This window comes from Pseudomonas rhizophila, assembly GCF_003033885.1.
GTDB classification, from domain to species: Bacteria; Pseudomonadota; Gammaproteobacteria; order Pseudomonadales; family Pseudomonadaceae; genus Aquipseudomonas; species Aquipseudomonas rhizophila.
Genome location: NZ_CP024081.1, coordinates 4148362 through 4166745, shown reverse-complemented (window position 1 = coordinate 4166745; position 18384 = coordinate 4148362). Strand labels below are relative to the sequence as shown.

14 protein-coding genes are annotated in these 18384 nt (G+C 60.6%); 5 read left to right on the top strand and 9 right to left on the bottom strand.

Translation table 11 applies throughout. The annotated features are described in order from the left end of the window. Position 1: 1 nt before the first annotated feature. The 3 genes from glgB to CRX69_RS19385 form a co-directional block, all read right to left on the bottom strand. On the bottom strand, positions 2 to 2236 hold the full coding sequence (glgB, locus tag CRX69_RS19395) for a 1,4-alpha-glucan branching protein GlgB (protein ID WP_107322632.1): 2235 nt from the start codon (positions 2234 to 2236) through the stop codon (positions 2 to 4). 11 nt (positions 2237 to 2247) lie between these two features. Continuing rightward, the gene (gene treS / locus CRX69_RS19390; protein WP_107322631.1) at positions 2248 to 5592 is read right to left on the bottom strand and encodes a maltose alpha-D-glucosyltransferase; all 3345 of its coding nucleotides are present in this window, start codon (positions 5590 to 5592) and stop codon (positions 2248 to 2250) included. A gap of 190 nt (positions 5593 to 5782) precedes the next feature. Continuing rightward, positions 5783 to 7783: an alpha-1,4-glucan--maltose-1-phosphate maltosyltransferase gene (locus CRX69_RS19385; protein ID WP_076384011.1), complete on the bottom strand. Its 2001-nt coding sequence runs from the start codon at positions 7781 to 7783 to the stop codon at positions 5783 to 5785. A 221-nt stretch (positions 7784 to 8004) separates the two neighbouring features. On the opposite strand from CRX69_RS19385, the gene CRX69_RS27715 reads away from it, so the two are divergent. After that, entirely contained in the window at positions 8005 to 8166 is a 162-nt protein-coding gene (locus CRX69_RS27715; RefSeq protein ID WP_172833790.1) for a hypothetical protein, read from the top strand. An 83-nt stretch (positions 8167 to 8249) separates the two neighbouring features. Here CRX69_RS27715 and CRX69_RS19380 read toward each other — a convergent pair whose 3' ends face one another. Next, on the bottom strand, positions 8250 to 8750 hold the full coding sequence (locus CRX69_RS19380) for an MgtC/SapB family protein (protein WP_047227772.1): 501 nt from the start codon (positions 8748 to 8750) through the stop codon (positions 8250 to 8252). Positions 8751 to 8886: 136 nt separating this feature from the next. On the opposite strand from CRX69_RS19380, the gene CRX69_RS19375 reads away from it, so the two are divergent. The 3 genes from CRX69_RS19375 (at position 8887) to mapR (ending at position 12356) form a co-directional block, all read left to right on the top strand. After that, positions 8887 to 9123, top strand: a complete 237-nt coding sequence (locus tag CRX69_RS19375) for a DUF3203 family protein (protein ID WP_047227771.1) — start codon at positions 8887 to 8889, stop codon at positions 9121 to 9123. 246 nt (positions 9124 to 9369) lie between these two features. Next, on the top strand, positions 9370 to 10782 hold the full coding sequence (gene ccoG, locus CRX69_RS19370; RefSeq protein ID WP_047227770.1) for a cytochrome c oxidase accessory protein CcoG: 1413 nt from the start codon (positions 9370 to 9372) through the stop codon (positions 10780 to 10782). A 164-nt stretch (positions 10783 to 10946) separates the two neighbouring features. Next, positions 10947 to 12356, top strand: coding sequence for a GntR family transcriptional regulator MpaR (mapR, locus tag CRX69_RS19365; RefSeq protein ID WP_107322630.1), 1410 nt, complete (start codon positions 10947 to 10949; stop codon positions 12354 to 12356). Positions 12357 to 12506: 150 nt separating this feature from the next. Here the strand turns inward: mapR and CRX69_RS19360 are convergent, their stop codons facing one another. Together CRX69_RS19360 and CRX69_RS19355 are read right to left on the bottom strand one after the other, a co-directional pair. Then, on the bottom strand, positions 12507 to 13253 hold the full coding sequence (locus CRX69_RS19360; RefSeq protein ID WP_107322629.1) for an SDR family oxidoreductase: 747 nt from the start codon (positions 13251 to 13253) through the stop codon (positions 12507 to 12509). A gap of 91 nt (positions 13254 to 13344) precedes the next feature. Then, positions 13345 to 14223: a Dyp-type peroxidase gene (locus tag CRX69_RS19355; RefSeq protein WP_107322628.1), complete on the bottom strand. Its 879-nt coding sequence runs from the start codon at positions 14221 to 14223 to the stop codon at positions 13345 to 13347. 252 nt (positions 14224 to 14475) lie between these two features. Here CRX69_RS19355 and ampC point away from each other — a divergent pair, with 252 nt between their 5' ends. Further along, on the top strand, positions 14476 to 15624 hold the full coding sequence (ampC, locus tag CRX69_RS19350; RefSeq protein WP_047227766.1) for a class C beta-lactamase: 1149 nt from the start codon (positions 14476 to 14478) through the stop codon (positions 15622 to 15624). Between the two features lie 67 nt (positions 15625 to 15691). Here the strand turns inward: ampC and CRX69_RS19345 are convergent, their stop codons facing one another. The 3 genes from CRX69_RS19345 to CRX69_RS19335 form a co-directional block, all read right to left on the bottom strand. After that, complete coding sequence (locus CRX69_RS19345) at positions 15692 to 16240, bottom strand: DUF4174 domain-containing protein (RefSeq protein ID WP_076384005.1); 549 nt, start codon at positions 16238 to 16240, stop codon at positions 15692 to 15694. A gap of 280 nt (positions 16241 to 16520) precedes the next feature. After that, positions 16521 to 17306: a sulfite exporter TauE/SafE family protein gene (locus CRX69_RS19340; RefSeq protein WP_047227884.1), complete on the bottom strand. Its 786-nt coding sequence runs from the start codon at positions 17304 to 17306 to the stop codon at positions 16521 to 16523. Between the two features lie 102 nt (positions 17307 to 17408). After that, on the bottom strand, positions 17409 to 18158 hold the full coding sequence (locus CRX69_RS19335) for a hypothetical protein (RefSeq protein WP_047227764.1): 750 nt from the start codon (positions 18156 to 18158) through the stop codon (positions 17409 to 17411). Between the last annotated feature and the right edge of the window lie 226 nt (positions 18159 to 18384).

Genomic DNA, 18384 nt, shown 5'->3' with positions numbered 1-18384 from the left:
CCTAACCCTCCGGCCGCAGAATCAACACCGCCAATGGCGGCAAGTTGAGTTCCAGCGACAGCGCCTGGCCATGGCTGGGCACTTCTTCGGTGAAGGCACCACCGCTGTTGCCGTAGTTGGAACCGGCATAGGTGTCGGCGTCACTGTTGAGCAATTCCACCCAGCGCCCGGCAAACGGCACGCCGATGCGGTATGCCGCGCGCGGCACGGGCGTGAAGTTGGCAACCACCAGCACCGGTCGACCTTCCTTGCTCCAACGCAACCAGGCGTAGACGCTGTTCACCGCATCATCACCAATCAGCCACTGGAACCCCTGAGGCGCGTCGTCCTGATCGTGCAGCGCCGGCTCTTCGCGATAGAGACGGTTCAGGTCGCTCACCAGCTTCTGCACCCCACGGTGCTCCGGGTATTGCAACAGGTACCAGTCCAGCTGCTGGTCGTGGTTCCACTCGCGCCATTGGCCGAACTCGCAGCCCATGAACAGAAGCTTCTTGCCGGGATGGCCCCACATGAAACTCAGATAGGCCCGCAAGTTGGCGAATTTCTGCCAGCGATCGCCCGGCATCTTGTCGATCAGCGAGCGTTTGCCATGCACCACTTCGTCATGGGAAATCGGCAGGACAAAGCGCTCGGACCACGCGTACATCAGGCCGAAACTCAGTTCGTTGTGATGGTGGGCGCGGTACACCGGGTCCTGCTGGATGTAATGCAGCGAATCGTGCATCCAGCCCATGTTCCACTTATAGGCGAAACCCAGGCCGCCCTGTTGCGTGCTCTGACTGACGCCGGGCCAGGCGGTGGACTCTTCGGCGATAACCAACGCACCGGGGGTTTCCAGCGCCACCACGTCATTGAGGTGCCGCAGGAAGTCGATGGCTTCCAGGTTCTCCCGTCCACCGTGGCGATTGGGCACCCATTCGCCGGCCTTGCGTGAATAGTCGCGATACAACATCGAGGCGACGGCATCCACACGCAGGCCGTCGATGTGGAAGTGCTTCAGCCAATGCAGCGCCGAAGCGAGCATGAAACCATGGACTTCGGTGCGTCCCAGGTTGTAGATCAGGGTGTCCCAATCCTGGTGAAAGCCTTCCAGCGGGTTGCCGTATTCGTACAGCGCGGTGCCGTCGAACTGGGCCAGACCGTGGGTATCGGTGGGGAAATGCGCCGGCACCCAATCGAGAATCACGCCGATGTCGGCCTGGTGACAGGCATTGACGAACGCCGCGAAATCGTCCGGCGAGCCGAAACGCGCCGTCGGGGCAAACTGTGAAAGCGGCTGGTAACCCCAGGACCCCCCGAACGGATGCTCCATGATCGGCATCAGCTCGATGTGGGTGAACCCCAGGTCCTTGACGTACGGAATCAGGCGTTCGGCCATTTCGTGCCAGGTGTACTGCCGGGCAACTTCTCCCGCCTCGTCGATTTCGCACTGCCAGGAGCCGGCGTGCAATTCGTAGATCGACAGCGGTGCGCCAGGCAACTGCCGCTCGCGACGATCTTGCATCCATTGCCCATCCTGCCACTCGATTTTCAGCGGCGCGGCGACCTTGGAAGCGGTATCCGGCGGCATTTGAGTGGCCAGCGCCACCGGGTCAGCCTTGAGCGGCAAAATGCCGTGGGCGCCGAGGATTTCATATTTGTAACCCTCGCCCGCGCCAAGCCGCGGGATGAACAACTCCCACACCCCGGACGGATAACGGATGCGCATTGGATGCCGGCGCCCGTCCCAGACGTTGAAATCGCCCACCACCGAGACTCGCCGCGCATTCGGTGCCCATACAGCAAAGCGCACGCCGTCGACGCCATCGACAGTGGTCAACTGCGCCCCCAGACAGGAACTGAGGTCGCGATGATTGCCTTCGGCAAACAGATAAAGGTCCATTTCCCCCAGCAGTGGCCCGAAGCTGTAGGGGTCTTCGGCCACCTGCTCACCGCCGGCCCAGCGGGTGCGCAACAGGTAGGGTTGGGCGCGGTCGAAATGGCCGACAAACAGCCCCGGGGTTTCGCTGAGCTGCAAATCGCCCAGGACTTCGTCGCCATCGCGGGCCAACACTTGCACGCTCAAGGCGCCGGGCAGGTACGCCCGGATGAACTGCCCGCCGGCACCATCGCCGTGGGGACCAAGGATGGAAAACGGGTCCTGATGTTCTGCGCGCACCAGCGCGTCGATGTCATGGGGGGACGGCAGCAACGACTCTTTGGCCTGCCCCTGTGGTTCTTTGTTCGAGACACTCATGATTCTCTCCACTAAATCGGTCCGGCTAAGTCGGAAAAGGGTTTCAGCCCGCTCAATAACCCGTACAGACCGTGCAATGGCACGGGCAGCCAGGCGGGGCGATTCTCGGCTTCATAGGCCACTTCATAGGCCGCCTTCTCCAGGCCGAACAACGCCAGTGCGGCGTCTTCGCCTTCAGCATCCTTCCACTCATGGGCAAGACTAGCTGCCGCCAGCCGATATGCCTCAACAAATGCCTGACGGGCCTCTTTCAAATAACGATCAGCCACCCGTTGCCGCGCCGCGTCGGCGTCGGCGGTGCTGTCGACGGTGTTCAGGTGGATCGCCATGGCGGCTGCGTAATCGAAGGAGCGCAGCACGCCGCTGACGTCCTTGTACGGGCTGTGCTTGCCGCGGCGCTCATGCAGTGGTCGTGCCGGCTCGCCCTCGAAGTCGATCAGGTAGGCGTCGCCCTTGATCACCAGTACCTGCCCCAGGTGCAGGTCGCCGTGGACGCGGATGCGCAAGCCACCGACAGCCTTGCCGGCCAGTTCCTGGATGTGCGCCAGAACGGTCTTCTTGTGTTCCAGCAAGCGGGCGACCAAGGCCTGGTCCGCCGGGTTCAATTGGCCCTGGTTCTGCTTGAGCAGGCGCAAGGCGTTCTCAACCTGCGCGGCCACATCCTTGCCGATGGCCTGGGCCTCCTTGGCGTTGGTGGCCTGGGGCGCGAAGTCCGGGTTATCGGTGGCCTGAGCCAGTACCTCGTGCATTTCCCCCAGGCGCTGGCCGAGCATGCCGGCGAAGTCCTTGAGTTCGCCCAAGGCGTTGTAGTGCTGTTCCTGCTCGGACACGGCATCGGCCAGCTCATCACGCAGGGCGCGTTCGAGGTTGTTCTGGGTCCATTCCCAGGCGTCGCCCTGATTGCTCAGGTAGCCTTGGGCGATCATCAGCAGCGCATCTTCGCCCTCGGTGTCACGGCGAATCACCGAACCGAGCAGCGGCGAAATATTGCTGAAACCTGCGGCTGTCAGGTAGGCACTCATTTCCAGCTCCGGGTGTACGCCCGACGCCACTTTGCGGATCAGTTTGAGCACCAGACTGCCGCCCACCACCACCGAACTGTTGGACTGCTCGGCGGACAGGTAACGCACCTCCGGCTCGTCTCCCAAGTTCAATGGGGCCAGGCCTTCGGTGGGTTCAAACCGCAGCTCGCCTTCGCTGCAAGGCAGCACCGTATTGGCCTGCATACTTTGCAGAACCGCCCGCACGAAACTTTCCAGGCTGAACGCATCGGTGATCAAACCGACCTGACGAACCCGGCGAACCCGAGACAGTGCCAATTGCTGCGGCAACGCCGCGCCCACCTGGTCTTCGGCCAGCAGACCGAAGGGCAGTTGGTAACGCAGTGTCTGGCCAGCGCTGGTGACGTCGATTTCGCTGAGCAGCACCGGGTGCTGCGGATCGCCGAAACGCACGCCATAGACAATATTGACCTTCTCGATCGCGCTGTCTTTGCCGGCAAACCAGCGACGATTTTGCAGCCAACTCGGCAGGATAGTCTGCTCCAGCGTGGTGCGCGACGGTGCTTCGAGCAGCTCTTCCAGGCGTTTCTTCAGCACCAGGGTGGTGAAGTCCGGCAGGCTCTGGGCCGGCTCCACATGCCAGCTTGGCATCTGGTTTTCTGTTGCCAGGGCAAACCAGTAGAACCCATACGGCGGCAGGGTCAGCAGGAAATTCAGCTGGCCGATGGGCGGGAAGGCATTGCCCCCCAGCATTTCCACCGGGACCATCCCGGCATAGGCCGACAGGTCCAGTTCGGCGGCCTGGGCGCTACGAGACACGTTGGCCACGCACAGGATGATTTCGTGCTTGCCATCGGGGCCGGTGTATTCGCGGGTATAAGCCAGGATCCGGCGGTTGCTTGGCGAGAGCATCTTCAGCGTGCCACGGCCAAAGGCCTTGGACTGCTTGCGCACCGCCAGCATCCGCCGGGTCCAGTTCAGCAATGAATGAGGATCGCCGGCCTGGGTCTCGACGTTGACCGACTGGTAACCGTATTGCGGGTCCATGATCGGCGGCAGTACCAGGCTGGCCGGGTCGGCGCGGGAGAAACCACCGTTGCGGTCGATCGACCACTGCATCGGCGTGCGCACGCCGTCGCGGTCGCCCAGGTAGATGTTGTCGCCCATGCCGATTTCATCGCCGTAGTACAAGGTCGGCGTGCCGGGCATCGACAGCAGCAGGCTGTTGAGCAACTCGACACGGCGGCGGTCGCGCTCCATCAGCGGCGCCAGACGTCGGCGGATCCCCAGGTTAATCCGCGCCCGACGGTCGGCCGCGTAGTAATTCCACAGGTAGTCGCGCTCCTTGTCGGTGACCATCTCCAGGGTCAACTCATCGTGGTTGCGCAGGAAAATCGCCCACTGGCAATTGGCCGGAATTTCCGGGGTCTGGCGGAGAATGTCGGTGATGGGGAAGCGGTCTTCCTGGGCCAGCGCCATGTACATGCGCGGCATCAGCGGGAAATGGAACGCCATGTGGCATTCGTCACCGTTCAAACCCTGGGCGTCGACATCGCCGAAGTACAACTGGGTGTCTTCCGGCCACTGGTTGGCCTCGGCCAACAGCATACGGTCGGGGTAATTGGCATCGATCTCGGCGCGGATCTGCTTGAGGACGTCGTGGGTCTCGGGCAGGTTCTCGTTGTTGGTGCCGTCGCGCTCGATCAGGTACGGGATCGCATCCAGACGCAGGCCGTCGATGCCCATGTCCAGCCAGTAACGCATCACCGACAGTACGGCTTTGATCACTTGGGGGTTATCGAAGTTGAGGTCCGGCTGGTGGGAATAGAAACGGTGCCAGAAGTATTGGCCGGCTACCGGATCCCAAGTCCAGTTGGATTTCTCGGTGTCGAGGAAAATGATCCGCGTGCCATCGTACTTGTGATCGTCGTCGGACCAGACGTAGAAATCCCGCGCCTTCGAACCCGGCTTGGCTTTGCGCGCGCGCTGGAACCATGGATGCTGGTCGGAGGTGTGGTTGATGACCAGCTCGGTGATCACCCGCAGATTACGCTTGTGAGCTTCGGCGATGAAACGCCGCGCATCGGCCATGGTGCCGTAGTCGGGGCTGACACCTCGGTACTCGGCGATGTCGTAGCCATCATCGCGCCTGGGCGAAGGATAGAACGGCAGCAGCCAGATCGTGTTGACGCCCAGATCGGCGATGTAGTCGAGCTTTTCGATCAATCCGGGAAAGTCACCGATCCCGTCGTTATTGGAATCGAAATAGGATTTGACGTGGACCTGATAAATCACCGCGTCCTTGTACCAGAGCGGGTCTTTGATAAAGGTGGCAGACCGGGGTTTCTTCGCCATTTGCAACTCCTGAGAAATTCTGTAAAGCCGCTGAAACAGGCTTGTAAGGTCTTTTTGTGTCGTGGGGCCTTTTTGTGGCGAGGGGATTTATCCTCACTTTGTGGGAGCAAAGCTTGCTCGCGATGCAGGCGCCTCGATTCCCCTGAAGAGCGCGTCAACTTCATCGCGGGCAAGCCTTGCTCCCACAGCCTTACGCCACGCTGATCCGCCATATCCCGAACGGTTGGTAGGCCGGGTCGATACGCATGAACTGGTACTTGCCATACCACGTCCAACGATGCCCGCTCATCAAATCCTCGCCTTGGGTCTGGGCATCGTCCGGCAGCCCCATCTCCCACAGCGGCAACTCGAAATTGGCTTCCTGCGGGGTATGCGGGTCGAGACTCACTGCCACCAGAATGAAATTGCTGCCATCGGCGGTGCGTTTGCCGAAGTACAGGATGTTGTCGTTCCAGGCGTTGTAGATCGTCAGGCCCAAGTGCGTATGCAGCGCCGGGTTTTGCCGGCGGATGCGATTGAGCTGGGCGATTTCGGCAATGATGTTGCCCGGCGCGGTGAAGTCCCGGGGGCGGATCTCATACTTCTCCGAGTCGAGGTATTCCTCCTTGCCCGGCACTGGCGCCGATTCGCACAATTCAAACCCCGAGTACATGCCCCACAGGCCCGAGCCCATGGTCGCCAGGGCCGCGCGGATCAGAAACCCGGCGCGCCCCGACTCATGGAGAAACGCCGGGTTGATGTCCGGCGTGTTGACGAAAAAGTTCGGCCGGTAGCACTCGCGTAACGGAGATTCGTTGAGCTCGGTGAAATACGTCGCCAGTTCGGTCTTGGTATTGCGCCAGGTGAAATAGGTGTAGCTCTGGGAATAACCGACCTTGCCCAGGCGCGCCATCATGGCCGGCGTGGTGAAGGCTTCGGCGAGGAACATCACTTCAGGGTGCTGGGCCCGCACATCGGCAATCAACCACTGCCAGAACGGCAACGGCTTGGTGTGGGGATTGTCGACACGGAAGATCTTCACGCCCTCATTGACCCACCCCACCACCACGTCCCGCAGCTCCAGCCACAGGCTGGGAATCGCATCCGCGGCGTAGAAATCGACGTTGACGATGTCCTGGTATTTCTTCGGCGGGTTTTCCGCATATTTGATCGTGCCGTCCGGCCGCCAGCTGAACCAGCCCGGATGCTGCTTGAGCCACGGGTGGTCCTGGGAACACTGGATAGCAAAGTCCAACGCGATCTCCAGGCCATGGTCGGCCGCCGCGGCCACCAGACGCCGAAAATCCTCGCGCGAGCCCAACTGCGGGTGAATCGCTTCGTGACCGCCCTCCTCGCTCCCGATGGCATAAGGGCTGCCCGGATCGTCGGGACCGGCGGTGAGGGAGTTGTTCGGGCCCTTGCGAAAGCTGCGACCGATGGGGTGGATCGGCGGGAAGTACAGCACATCGAACCCCATGTCCTGGATCACCGCCAGACGCGAATGCACGTCATTGAAGGTGCCATGACGCTTGGGATCATCGGTGATCGAGCGGGGAAAAAGCTCGTACCAACTGGCGAACTCGGCCAACTTGCGTTCGACGTCCAGAGGGTATTGCGGGCTGATACTCAAATAGGGGCGATGATCGGCCTGGGACATGAGACCGGCACTGCGGGGTGCCAGGAACAATGCCACCTGCTCAGCTGGCAACAGGCCGGAAAGCTCATGGTGCAACGCGGTCAATTGCTCCCTCAGCTCACCTTCGCTGCGCTCGGCCGCCATCTGCACCTGATTGCGTCCTTCCTGCAATTCCAGGCTGATGGGCACGCCGGCCGCGAATTTTTTCTCCAGCTCGTAGCGGAAACTGGCGAACTGGTCGATCCAGGCCTCGATGCGGAACACATAGAAGCCCTGCTCGGGCACATTGAACTGGCCTAGCCAGCCGTTATTGCCCAGCTCGGTCATGACCGCGCTGTTCCACGACTCATCCTTCAGCGCGCGCCAAAGGATATGCACGGCTAATTTGTCATGACCGTCGGCGAAGACTTTGCTGGTCACCGTCACGTCCTGCCCGGCCACGGCCTTGGCGGCGAATTGCCCGCCTTCGATGACCGGCATGGTGCTTTCAATGGCAATACGCGGCAGTAACAGGGCCTGGGACAATGGCAAATGCGGGTTGTACGACAGGTCAGTCGGGTGTTGTTCAGCAGTCATCGAGCATCGCTCCTTTTACGCCCCATGGACGTTGTGGCGGTAAAGGCCCAGTAGTCCTTGAAAGGATGGATCCCTGAAAAAACTCACTTAAACTCCGAACCGAACCGACGGTTAAAAGTTCAGAGTGATTTGCCCCGATGGCAGCGGGATCAAACCAGGCGCAGGGTGGTCAACAAGGTTAAGCACGACTCAAGCCATGTGCGTCACGGAGACCCGTCCTGATGAATATTCCCATCCCGGCTGAAACACCCGACCCCAACATTGACGACCCCACCCTGCCGCCACCCGGCCCCGAGCCGGAACCGATTCCGGAAAAAGACCCGCCGCTTGATCCCCAGCCTCCTCTGGGCGACCCGCCGAGCGAGGCGCCGGAGCGGGTTTGAACCAACAGCCTAGTGGATAAAACCTGTGGGAGCGGGCTTGCTCGCTCCCACACAGGATTATGTGTTCTGGCTGGAGATCGCGGTCACGGTTTTTCCTCCTTCTCCAGCGCCCGGACAATCAGTGGCATCACACTGAAGATCGCCAGCGCCAATACCGTACTGAGCACTGCCGTGGACTCGCGCCCCAGCCCGGCGGCGACACCGATGGCGGCGGTCATCCACAGGCCGGCGGCGGTGGTCAGGCCTTTTACATGGCTTTCGTCACCATCGTTGCCCTTGAGGATAGTGCCCGCGCCCAGGAAACCGATGCCGGCGATAACACCCTGCACCACACGGCTCATGGCGTCAGCCTCGGAGCCGGACATCTGCGGCACCAGCACAAACAGCGCCGCCCCCAAGGCCACCAGCATATGGGTCCGGACCCCGGCGGCCTTGCCCTTGTGTTCACGCTCAAAACCCAGGATGCCGCCCAACAACGCAGCCATCAGCAGGCGTACGGTTACCCGCGTCATCTGCTGCGCATCGGTGATATCGGCGAATTCCGATTGCAGGGTTATCCAGACTTCATGCCACCAGGCGTCCATGAACGGTCCTCTTTCCGGTCGATAAACGATGGACCGCAAGCCAGGCCAGAGGTGCGCTCGACCGCTGATCAGACGCAACGAACCGCGGCTGCGGGCCGACGCCTAACGTTCAGGACATCCAGAAGGAAACCTAACCATGAGTTTCAATATCGATAGCAACCACATCTGCACCTTCGACACCGAAGAGTTCAACGAACAGCGACCCGCCAGCGAGTTGACCGTTATCACTGATGCGGAAAAAGCCATGTCGGCGGTGGATCTCAACGGTGGCCGGGTGTACATCACCGAGGCGCAAGCCGATGCCCTGACCGTGGCCGGGGCGGTCGATGGGCGTAAGAACCTCAAGGCGACTGATAGCGATTCGGTGATCTGAATCCCTTTGTCCCTTTGATTGAAGAAAATCGTCCTCTGTGCAAAGAGGCTGCGTGGGAGCAAGCCTTGCTCCCACTGCGGTCTTCGCCAACGAGATCTGTTCGCCTGATCTGGATGCATCAAAGTGTCGCAGGGCCAGGGCCTCACGGCATCTGATCCGGTTTTTATCGTGATACCTGAGTCTGTTATGAAAACAGTTCGATGGTCATAGTGCGCCGGCCAGTTACAGGCTGAGGAGCGACCGACCATGAGCGAAAGAATCCCCGTCCAGTTGATACAGCACTTCGAACCCGCGCCGACGAAGATAAAGGCCCGGACCACCGATAACCTGATCCACACCCGCAGCTTCACCGGCTTATTCCGCACCTTGCGCATCAGCGGTGCAGGGCTTCTGTTTCTGCTGTTTTTCGGCACTGTATGGCTGAACTGGGGCGACCGCCAGGCGGTGCTCTGGGACCTCGCCGAAAGCAAATTCCACATTTTTGGCGCGACCTTCTGGCCCCAGGATTTCATCCTGCTGTCGGCACTGCTGATTATCGCCGCCTTCGGCCTGTTCGCGATCACCGTATTTGCCGGTCGGGTGTGGTGCGGCTACACCTGCCCGCAGAGTTCCTGGACCTGGATTTTCATGTGGTGCGAGAAAATCACCGAAGGCGAACGGCACCAGCGGATCAAGCTGCAGGCGGCGCCCTGGACCTTGAACAAGCTGCTGCGTCGCTCAGCCAAACATACGTTGTGGCTGGCAATCAGCCTGCTCACCGGCTTGACCTTCGTCGGTTATTTCACGCCGATCCGCCCGCTGGCCGAAGAACTTCTGACCCTGCAAATGGCCGGTGTCAGTCTGTTCTGGGTGCTGTTCTTTACCGGCGCCACCTACCTCAACGCCGGCTGGCTGCGTGAAGCGGTGTGCATGCACATGTGCCCCTATGCACGGTTTCAGAGCGTGATGTTCGATAAAGACACCCTGACCATTTCCTATGACACCGCACGTGGCGAAATCCGGGGCCCGCGCAAGCGCGAAGTGAACCCGGCCAATGTGGGTTTGGGCGATTGCATCGATTGCCAGATGTGCGTGCAGGTCTGCCCCACCGGCATCGACATTCGCGACGGCCTGCAAATGGAGTGCATCGGGTGCGCCGCCTGCATCGATGCCTGCGATTCGATCATGGACAAGATGGGTTATGCCCGTGGCCTGATCAAGTACACCTCTGAACATCAGTTGCAAGGTGGCAGGACTCGCCTGCTGCGACCGCGGTTGATTGGCTATACCGCCGTGCTGCTGGTGATGATCGGGGCCTTGGCCGTGGCGCTGGCAGAACGCCCCATGGTGTCGCTGGACGTGACCAAGGACCGTGGGCTGTTCCGCGAAAACAGCCTGGGCCAGATCGAGAACATCTACAGCCTGAAAATCATCAACAAGACCCAGCAGCGCCAGGATTATCAGCTGTCCCTGGCGGACGCCGAAGGTTTTGTCCTGCAGGGCAAAACGCAACTGAGCCTGGCGCCGGGGGAAATCCTCGACGTACCGGTGTCGGTGGCAATGCTCAGCGAACGGCCCCGTAGCGGCTCCCGGGAAATGGTCTTCAAGGTGGCCGACAGTGATGAGCCTGGGACTTTCAGTGAGGCCACGAGCCGCTTTGTGGCGCCGATAAATCGTTGAGGCTTAAGATGCCGAACCTTTGTGGGAGCGAGCCTGCTCGCGATGGCGGACGGTCAAACAATATCAACATTGAATGTACCGGCCCCATCGCGAGCAGGCTCGCTCCCACAGGTAACTGCGCAAGCCGTGCGTTACCCCCTGAATTGTTCAAGAGCGGGCCCGCTATGAAACGCTACGAGAAATTCGCCGACGACATCGCTGAGCTGATCCGCTCCGGCGTGCTGGGCCCAGGGCAGCGTGTGCCATCGGTGCGTTATGCCAGCCAGACCTACGGCGTCAGCCCGTCCACGGTGTTCCAGGCCTACTACCTGCTGGAGCGTCGTGGCCTGATCCGGGCTCGTCCGCGCTCCGGCTACTTCGTCAACGCCCATACACCGAATCCGTTCGCCGAGCCGGTGATCAGCACCCAGGTGCACGACAGCACCGAAGTCGACGTCAGCGAGCTGGTGTTTTCGGTGTTGGACTCGATCAAGGATCCAGCCACCGTACCGTTCGGTTCGGCGTTCCCCAGCCCGACCCTGTTTCCCCTGCAACGACTGTCCCGCTCGCTGTCCAGCGCAACGCGGGATATGGACCCCCGAATGGTGGTCACAGACATGTCACCGGGCAATCCGCAATTGCGCCGACAGATCGCCCTGCGCTACATGGTCGGCGGGCTGATGCTGCCCATGGAAGAACTGCTGGTCACCAATGGCGCCCTGGAAGCCTTGAACCTGTGCCTGCAAGCCGTCACCGAGCCCGGCGACCTGGTGGCCATCGAGGCGCCGGCGTTCTACGCCAGCCTGCAAGTGCTGGAGCGGCTCAAGCTCAAGGCAGTGGAAATTCCGGTACACCCACGCGACGGCATCGATCTGGATGTATTGGAGCAGACGCTGGAGCGCCACCCGATCAAAGCATGCTGGTGCATGACCAGTTTCCAGAACCCCATGGGCGCGACCATGCCCGAGGAAAGAAAACAGGCGTTGGTGGAGTTGCTACGCCGTCATCAGGTGCCGCTGATCGAGGACGACGTGTACGCAGAACTCTATTACAGCCAGCAGGCACCCAAGCCGGCCAAGGCGTTCGACACCGAAGGGTTGGTGATGCATTGCGGTTCGTTCGCCAAGAGCCTGGCGCCGGGCTATCGCATCGGCTGGGTCGCCGCCGGGCGTTACGCTCAGAAGATCGAACGGCTCAAACTCATGACGTCACTGTGCGCCTCGATGCCGGCCCAGGCGGCCATCGCCGATTACCTGCAACACGGTGGTTATGATCGTCATCTGCGCAAACTGCGCTACGCCTTGGAAGAACAGCAAAGCGCCATGCTCGCCGCCATCGCCCGCTACTTCCCCGCACAGACCCGCGTCAGCCAGCCGGCGGGTGGGTATTTCCTGTGGCTGGAACTGCCGGAGCAGATGGACTCGCTGAAACTGTTCCAGATGGCCTTGGCCCAAGGCATCAGCATCGCTCCTGGGCCGATCTTTTCACCGACCCGGCGTTTCGGCAATTGCATCCGTTTGAACTACGGCAGCCCGTGGACCGAAGTGTCAGAGAAGGCCATGGAGACGTTGGGGCGGATTATTCGGTCGTTTTGATATGGGGTTGTCTGTTATTGCCCCATCGCGAGCAGGCTCGCTCCCACAGTGGGTTTGCGGCGAGACGAATCTCTCAGCTACTCAGCAGATCTCGTGTGGGAGCGAGCCTGCTCGCGATGGCGGCAGAACAGACAACTGATATTTCAAAGCTCAGCGCCCGCCCCCCAAATCCACAAACGTCCCGGTCGCATACGAAGCCTTGTCCGACAGCAACCAGATAATCGCTTCAGCCACTTCATCGGGACGGCCGCCACGGGCCATGGGGATTGCCGACTCCAGCTTGCTGACCCGGTCCGGGTCGCCGCTGAGGGCATGAAAATCGGTGTAGATATAACCTGGGCGAACCGCATTGACGCGGATACCTTCTCCAGCGACTTCCTTGGACAGGCCAATGGTGAACGTGTCCAGCGCGCCTTTGGAGGCCGCGTAGTCGACATACTCGCCCGGCGCGCCCAGGCGGGCGGCCACCGAGGAGACGTTCACAATACTGCCACCTTGCCCGCCATGCCTGGGCGACATGCGCAACACCGCGTGCTTGGCGCAGAGGATTGGCCCCAGCACGTTGGTCTTCATGATCTTGAGAATGCGGAACTCGGACATTTCGTCGAGTCGGGACTTGTGAGCGACCGTGCCGGCGTTGTTCACCAAAGCGGTGACGCGACCCAACTCAGCGTCCACACGATCGAACAGCGCGACCACTTCGTCTTCGATGCTGACATCCGCCCGCACGGCAATCGCCTGGGCACTCTTGGCCCGGACCTGTCCGAGCACATCCTGCGCGGCGCCTTCATCAGACTGGTAATTGATGCAGATCCGATAGCCCAGGTCGGCAGCCAACAGCGCCGTGGCCGCCCCGATCCCGCGGCCGCCACCGGTGATGACGATGACTTTATCCACGTTTGCTCTCCCCATTGCACGGATAGACGTCCGGCCCAAGAATAGCGTTCACGCTGCGCTTTTGCACAAGCCATTGCGCGTGGCGCCGGCCTCAGCGGCTCAAGGCCCGCAGATCCAGACGTCCATCCAGCAACGGCGGGCACCAGTAGTAGCCCCCCGTGATCGGCCGGCTCATGCGATACAGGCCGTCGGTGATACCGTCCTCCAGGCCGCTCATGCGCCGCAGTTGAGCCTCGAAAGCGTCGAGGGAGAAACCGAACGCCAGGAACATCAGGCCTGCGCGATCCCCTTCAATCCACGGCATGGAACGGCGTACGACGAAGGCTTGCGGGGCGAAGCTTTCCTGGGCGGTGCGTTTGACGTGGGCCGACTCCGGGGCATCGTCGATTTCCTCGTTGTCGCTCAGGCGCCGGCCCATGATGTTGTCGCGCTCATGGGGTTGCATGGCGGCGAAACCATCCAGATCGTGTTGCCACTGCTGGATCGCCGCAAAACTGCCACCGCGCACTCCATCGACACCTTGAGCCAGGGCAGCGGCGATGGCCGCTTCATCGTGAGGGTTCTCAGTGCCGTCTTCATAACCGGTCAGGTCATGGCCGGTCATATGACGGAAAGTTTCGTTCATCTGCACCAGGCGCAACGCCGGGGCCAGAGCGGCCTCGATGGCACGGCTGCGGTGCAGCAGCTCGCCACGGTCTTCGCCGTGTAGCCAGCACCACAGCGCGTGCTGGGTCGAAGGGTTGTCCACGCCCACGCCGGCCAGGGCCGGAAACGCCCGCAGGCCTTCGACCTGCGCACCCAGCGCCTGGACCAGCGACTCGCCCAGGCCGATCACTACTCGATCATCGACTTGCAACAAAAGCTTATCGATCGCAGCCGGCAGCGCCTCGACCGATTCCAGGGCAAAAAACAAGTGACGGGCCTGAGGCGGAACAGGGGTGGCGAGAATGCCGGGCTGGTAGTAGCTCATGTGGACTCCTTTAGAAAGAGCGCAAGTTTACCCGGCGACCAGTGGTTTGTGTGGTTTGCCATGGGCTGTCGAAGGCCAGGACGCTAAAGATTTTCGTAGGAAGTCTCTTGCAACCCGGTCAGATGACTCGGAACCCGGTTCGAACTGCAAGGATCCCGATTGCCGGACATCGGAAAACTCCCTAGATTGGGTGCCCCCAAAGCTGCTGGCAGAGCGGCTGGCACCCTCAGGACTCATGGAGAACGGTCAGACATGCACATTGCCAAATCGATACTTACGGGCGCTTTTTTCATCGCCTGCGGCACGACAACGGGCTTTGCCCAGGAGCGCGTTGAAGACACCGTCAATGCCGTGATCCAGCCCTTGATGAAACAACAGGACATCGCCGGCATGGCCGTGGCAATCACTCACAACGGTGAACGTCATTACTTCAATTACGGGGTGGCCTCCAAGGACACGAAGCAGGCAGTGACCGACCAGACGCTGTTCGAAATCGGCTCGGTCAGCAAGACCTTCACCGCCACCCTCGGTGCCTACGCCCAGGCCCAAGGCAAGCTGTCGCTGTCGGACCCGGCCGGTCGCTTCGCCCCCGAGCTGAGCGGCAGCGCCCTGCAAGGCATCAGCCTGCTCAACCTTGCCACCTACACGCCGGGTGGCCTGCCGTTGCAGTTTCCTGGCGAAGCGGACCATCCGGACCGGATGTTCAGTTACTACAAGACCTGGAAACCACTCTATCCGGCCGGTACCCAGCGGCTCTATTCAAACCCGAGCATCGGCCTGTTCGGCTACCTGGCGGCCCGCAGCCTGGAACGACCGTTCGATGAGGTGATGGAACAGACACTGATGCCGGGATTAGGCCTCAAGCACAGTTATGTACGGGTGCCCAAGGATCAATTGAGCCGTTACGCCCAAGGCTACGCGAAGGACGGCAAGCCTGTGCGGGTCGGACCGGGAGCGCTGGACGCCGAGGCCTATGGCGTGAAAACCAGTTCATCGGACCTGATCCGCTTCATCGAGGCTAACCTGCGGCCTGAAAAGCTGGACGCCGATCTGCGACAGGCCATCGCTACGACGCATACCGGGTTCTACAAGGCCAATGGCATGACCCAGGGGTTGGGTTGGGAGTTCTACCCCTACCCCGTCACGCTTGACGCGCTATTGGCCGGCAATGCACCGCAGATGGCCCTGATGCCACAAAAAGTGGAGCCGCTCAACCCACCCCTGCCTGCGCCGGCCGACAGCTGGATCAACAAGACTGGCTCGACCGGTGGCTTTGGTGCCTATGCGGCGTTCGTTCCTGGAAAGGATATGGGGATTGTGATGCTGGCAAACAAAAACTACCCGATCGAGGAACGGGTGAAGGCCGCGCACAAGATCCTGACGGCGCTGGAGAAACAATAGGCTACGCAAATTACTGTGGCGAGGAAGCTTGCTCCCTCGCCACAAAGGGAGCTCATCGCCTGCCCGATCAATCCTCCAGCGGCTTCGGCGCAGTCACCGGTTTGCCCGTCTTGCCTGCCTTGGCACCCTTGCCTTCCTGGGCCGGCGCAGCTTCAGGCGCGGGAGTCGGGGCTGGCGCCGCCGCTTCCTTTTCTGCTGGAGGCAGTTTATCGACGGTGTCGAAGATGTCCTTCAGCTCAATCGCTCCCGAGTGCTCAAGCTTCTTTTCTCCGTCCTTGCCCACCAGGATGATCTTGGTCTGGGCACCGGCCCCCAACCTGAGTGACCGGATCAGCGCCATGGTGCTTTGCGGGTCCAGGTCTTTGCCATCGCGCTGCCCCATCGTGTTGAGCACGGTGTAAAGCACCAGGTTGCGCTCGGAAAAACCCTGTTTGCCGGCCGGTTCCTCCAATGCTTTTTTCAGGCTGACCCATGCAGGATCGACGGTGCTCGGCGCGATGACAATCAAGGGGCGGGATTTGCCCTTGTCCGCGGCCAAGGGTGAGTCGCCATCCGCGGCGAACAAGGGACCTGCAATGGCCAACAAGGTAGCGAAGGTCAACGACCGAATGAGCATGCGCCTCTCCTTTTGATATCTACGCTGTACTGATTGCGCATGGCGGCGATTGTTCCGCGACAGTCGCCCAATACCGCGCCTGCCTGCCTTGAAGCTTAGGCCAGAGGGGTCATTGCGCAACCGTGGCGTGGGAGATGAACAATTTCGTGACAGGAGTCGGGCACAACTTATGTGGGAGCGAGCCTGCTCGCGATGGCGCACAGTCAATCAAGCAGATGTTCTGCTGTACCGGCCTCATCGCGAGCAGGCTCGCTCCCACATTGATTGGTGCGCAGGTTAGTTAGAACGCCAACTTGAACCCGATCATCGCCAGCATCACTGCCAGGCATGGGCGCAGCACCTCATCGGAAATGCGGCCCGACAAGTGACTGCCCAGGTAGATGCCCGGCAACGAGCCGACCAGCAGGTAACCCAGGATGTGCCAGTCCATGTTGCCCATGCTGGCGTGGCCCAGGCCAGCGACCAGGGTCAGCGGTACGGCGTGGGCGATTTCAGTGCCCACCAGGCGCTTGGTGACCAGGAATGGATAGAGAATGAACAGTGCGACAGTGCCCAGTGCGCCAGCGCCAATGGAGGTCAGTGCGACCATGACGCCCAATATCAGGCCAGTGACGACGGTGAGTACATTGAGCCGCGAGCCGGTGGGATTGTAGTGGCCGCCCGCACGATCATGGGCAAATTGCAGGAGGCGTTTCTTGAACAGAATCGCCAGGGCGGTGGCGAACAGCACAAAACCCAGGGCTTGCTTGATGATCGCGTTCATGGCGTCGGGCGAACTGTGCAGACTGCTGAGAAACCACAGCGTCAATCCTACCGCCGGCACACTGCCCAAGGTCAGCCAGCCGGTGATGGCCCAATCGATGTTGCGGTTCTTGGCGTGAACCAATACACCGCCGGACTTGGTAATCGCCGCGTACAGCAGATCGGTACCCACTGCGGTTGCAGGGTTGATACCAAACCACAACAGAATGGGGGTCATCAGCGAACCGCCGCCCACGCCGGTCATCCCGACGATAAAACCGACAACCAAGCCCGCTATGACTAAACCGACATTACCGAAATCCATTAAGCGCGACCGCATGAAATAAAATCTGGTCGCGAGCATAGCGATTTTTCTTATAACCACCTATACCAATGTGATCTATCTTTATTCCCTTTTCCTCTGACGTTACTGAACCGGCAAGAAGTTAAGAAAGAGCAGGCTCTGGGCATAGTTCAGACCGATCCGCCGGTAGCGCTCGTCCAGCATTTGGGTCAGCAGGTCCAGGCGCGCAACGATTTTTCCAAACTCCACGGCAAAGCTGAGATTGCTGCCCTCCTCCGAAATCTCATTGGAAAACAGCAGCGGTTTGCCGTCTTTGTCCAGTCGTTGGCTGAGTATCCAAGTGGCTTTTTCGATGTTGCGCGCCGCGTTGCTGACAAAGCGTGGGTCGATCGCGTCGGTCATGTAGAACTCGAGACGATTGCCATGGGCCGTGACCAGCATGCTGCCAATGGCGTAGATGAACGCCCCCACCCGATCCCCCAGGAACTCAGGGCTCATGGCATAGCTCAGGGCGGCCAGGTCCTTCTTGCCGCCCAGGGTCGGTAACGGCTGTTGCTGCTCGATGGCCAGGCGCACCTGCTTTTCCGCGGCACGGGCGTCGAGAAATCCGGACTTGCGCAACTCTTCGGGGTTGCGCAGATAAAGCTTGTTCATCAGCAGATAGAGGCTTTGCAGGTTGTCATGCATCGCCAGTGTGGCCATGCGGTCAACGCTGGTCTGCAGCAGTTCCTGAGGCCTGGTGTTGCTGAACTGCGTGACCATGTCTTGCCCCTGCTGATGACTGCAACCGCCGCCAAGCAACATCAACACGCCGGCCAACAGCGCTGAACAGCGACGTCGCGACACCATCACGAAATGAAAAACACCGGCCATCGAGTCTCGGTCTGGGCTTGGGGAGGCGGTGGGGGTCGCCGCTTCCTGGCCATGGATAGAGCGGCAAAAAACGTAAAAGTGCGATGGACGAGGGAAAACCACACAGATGGGGAAGATCCGCCGCGCTCAATTAGTATGACTTTTTAATTGATTAATCGCGATTAATGGCTATATATCCCTTCTAGCCTTTCAAATAGAAAGACTACTAACCGAATATACCTTCATC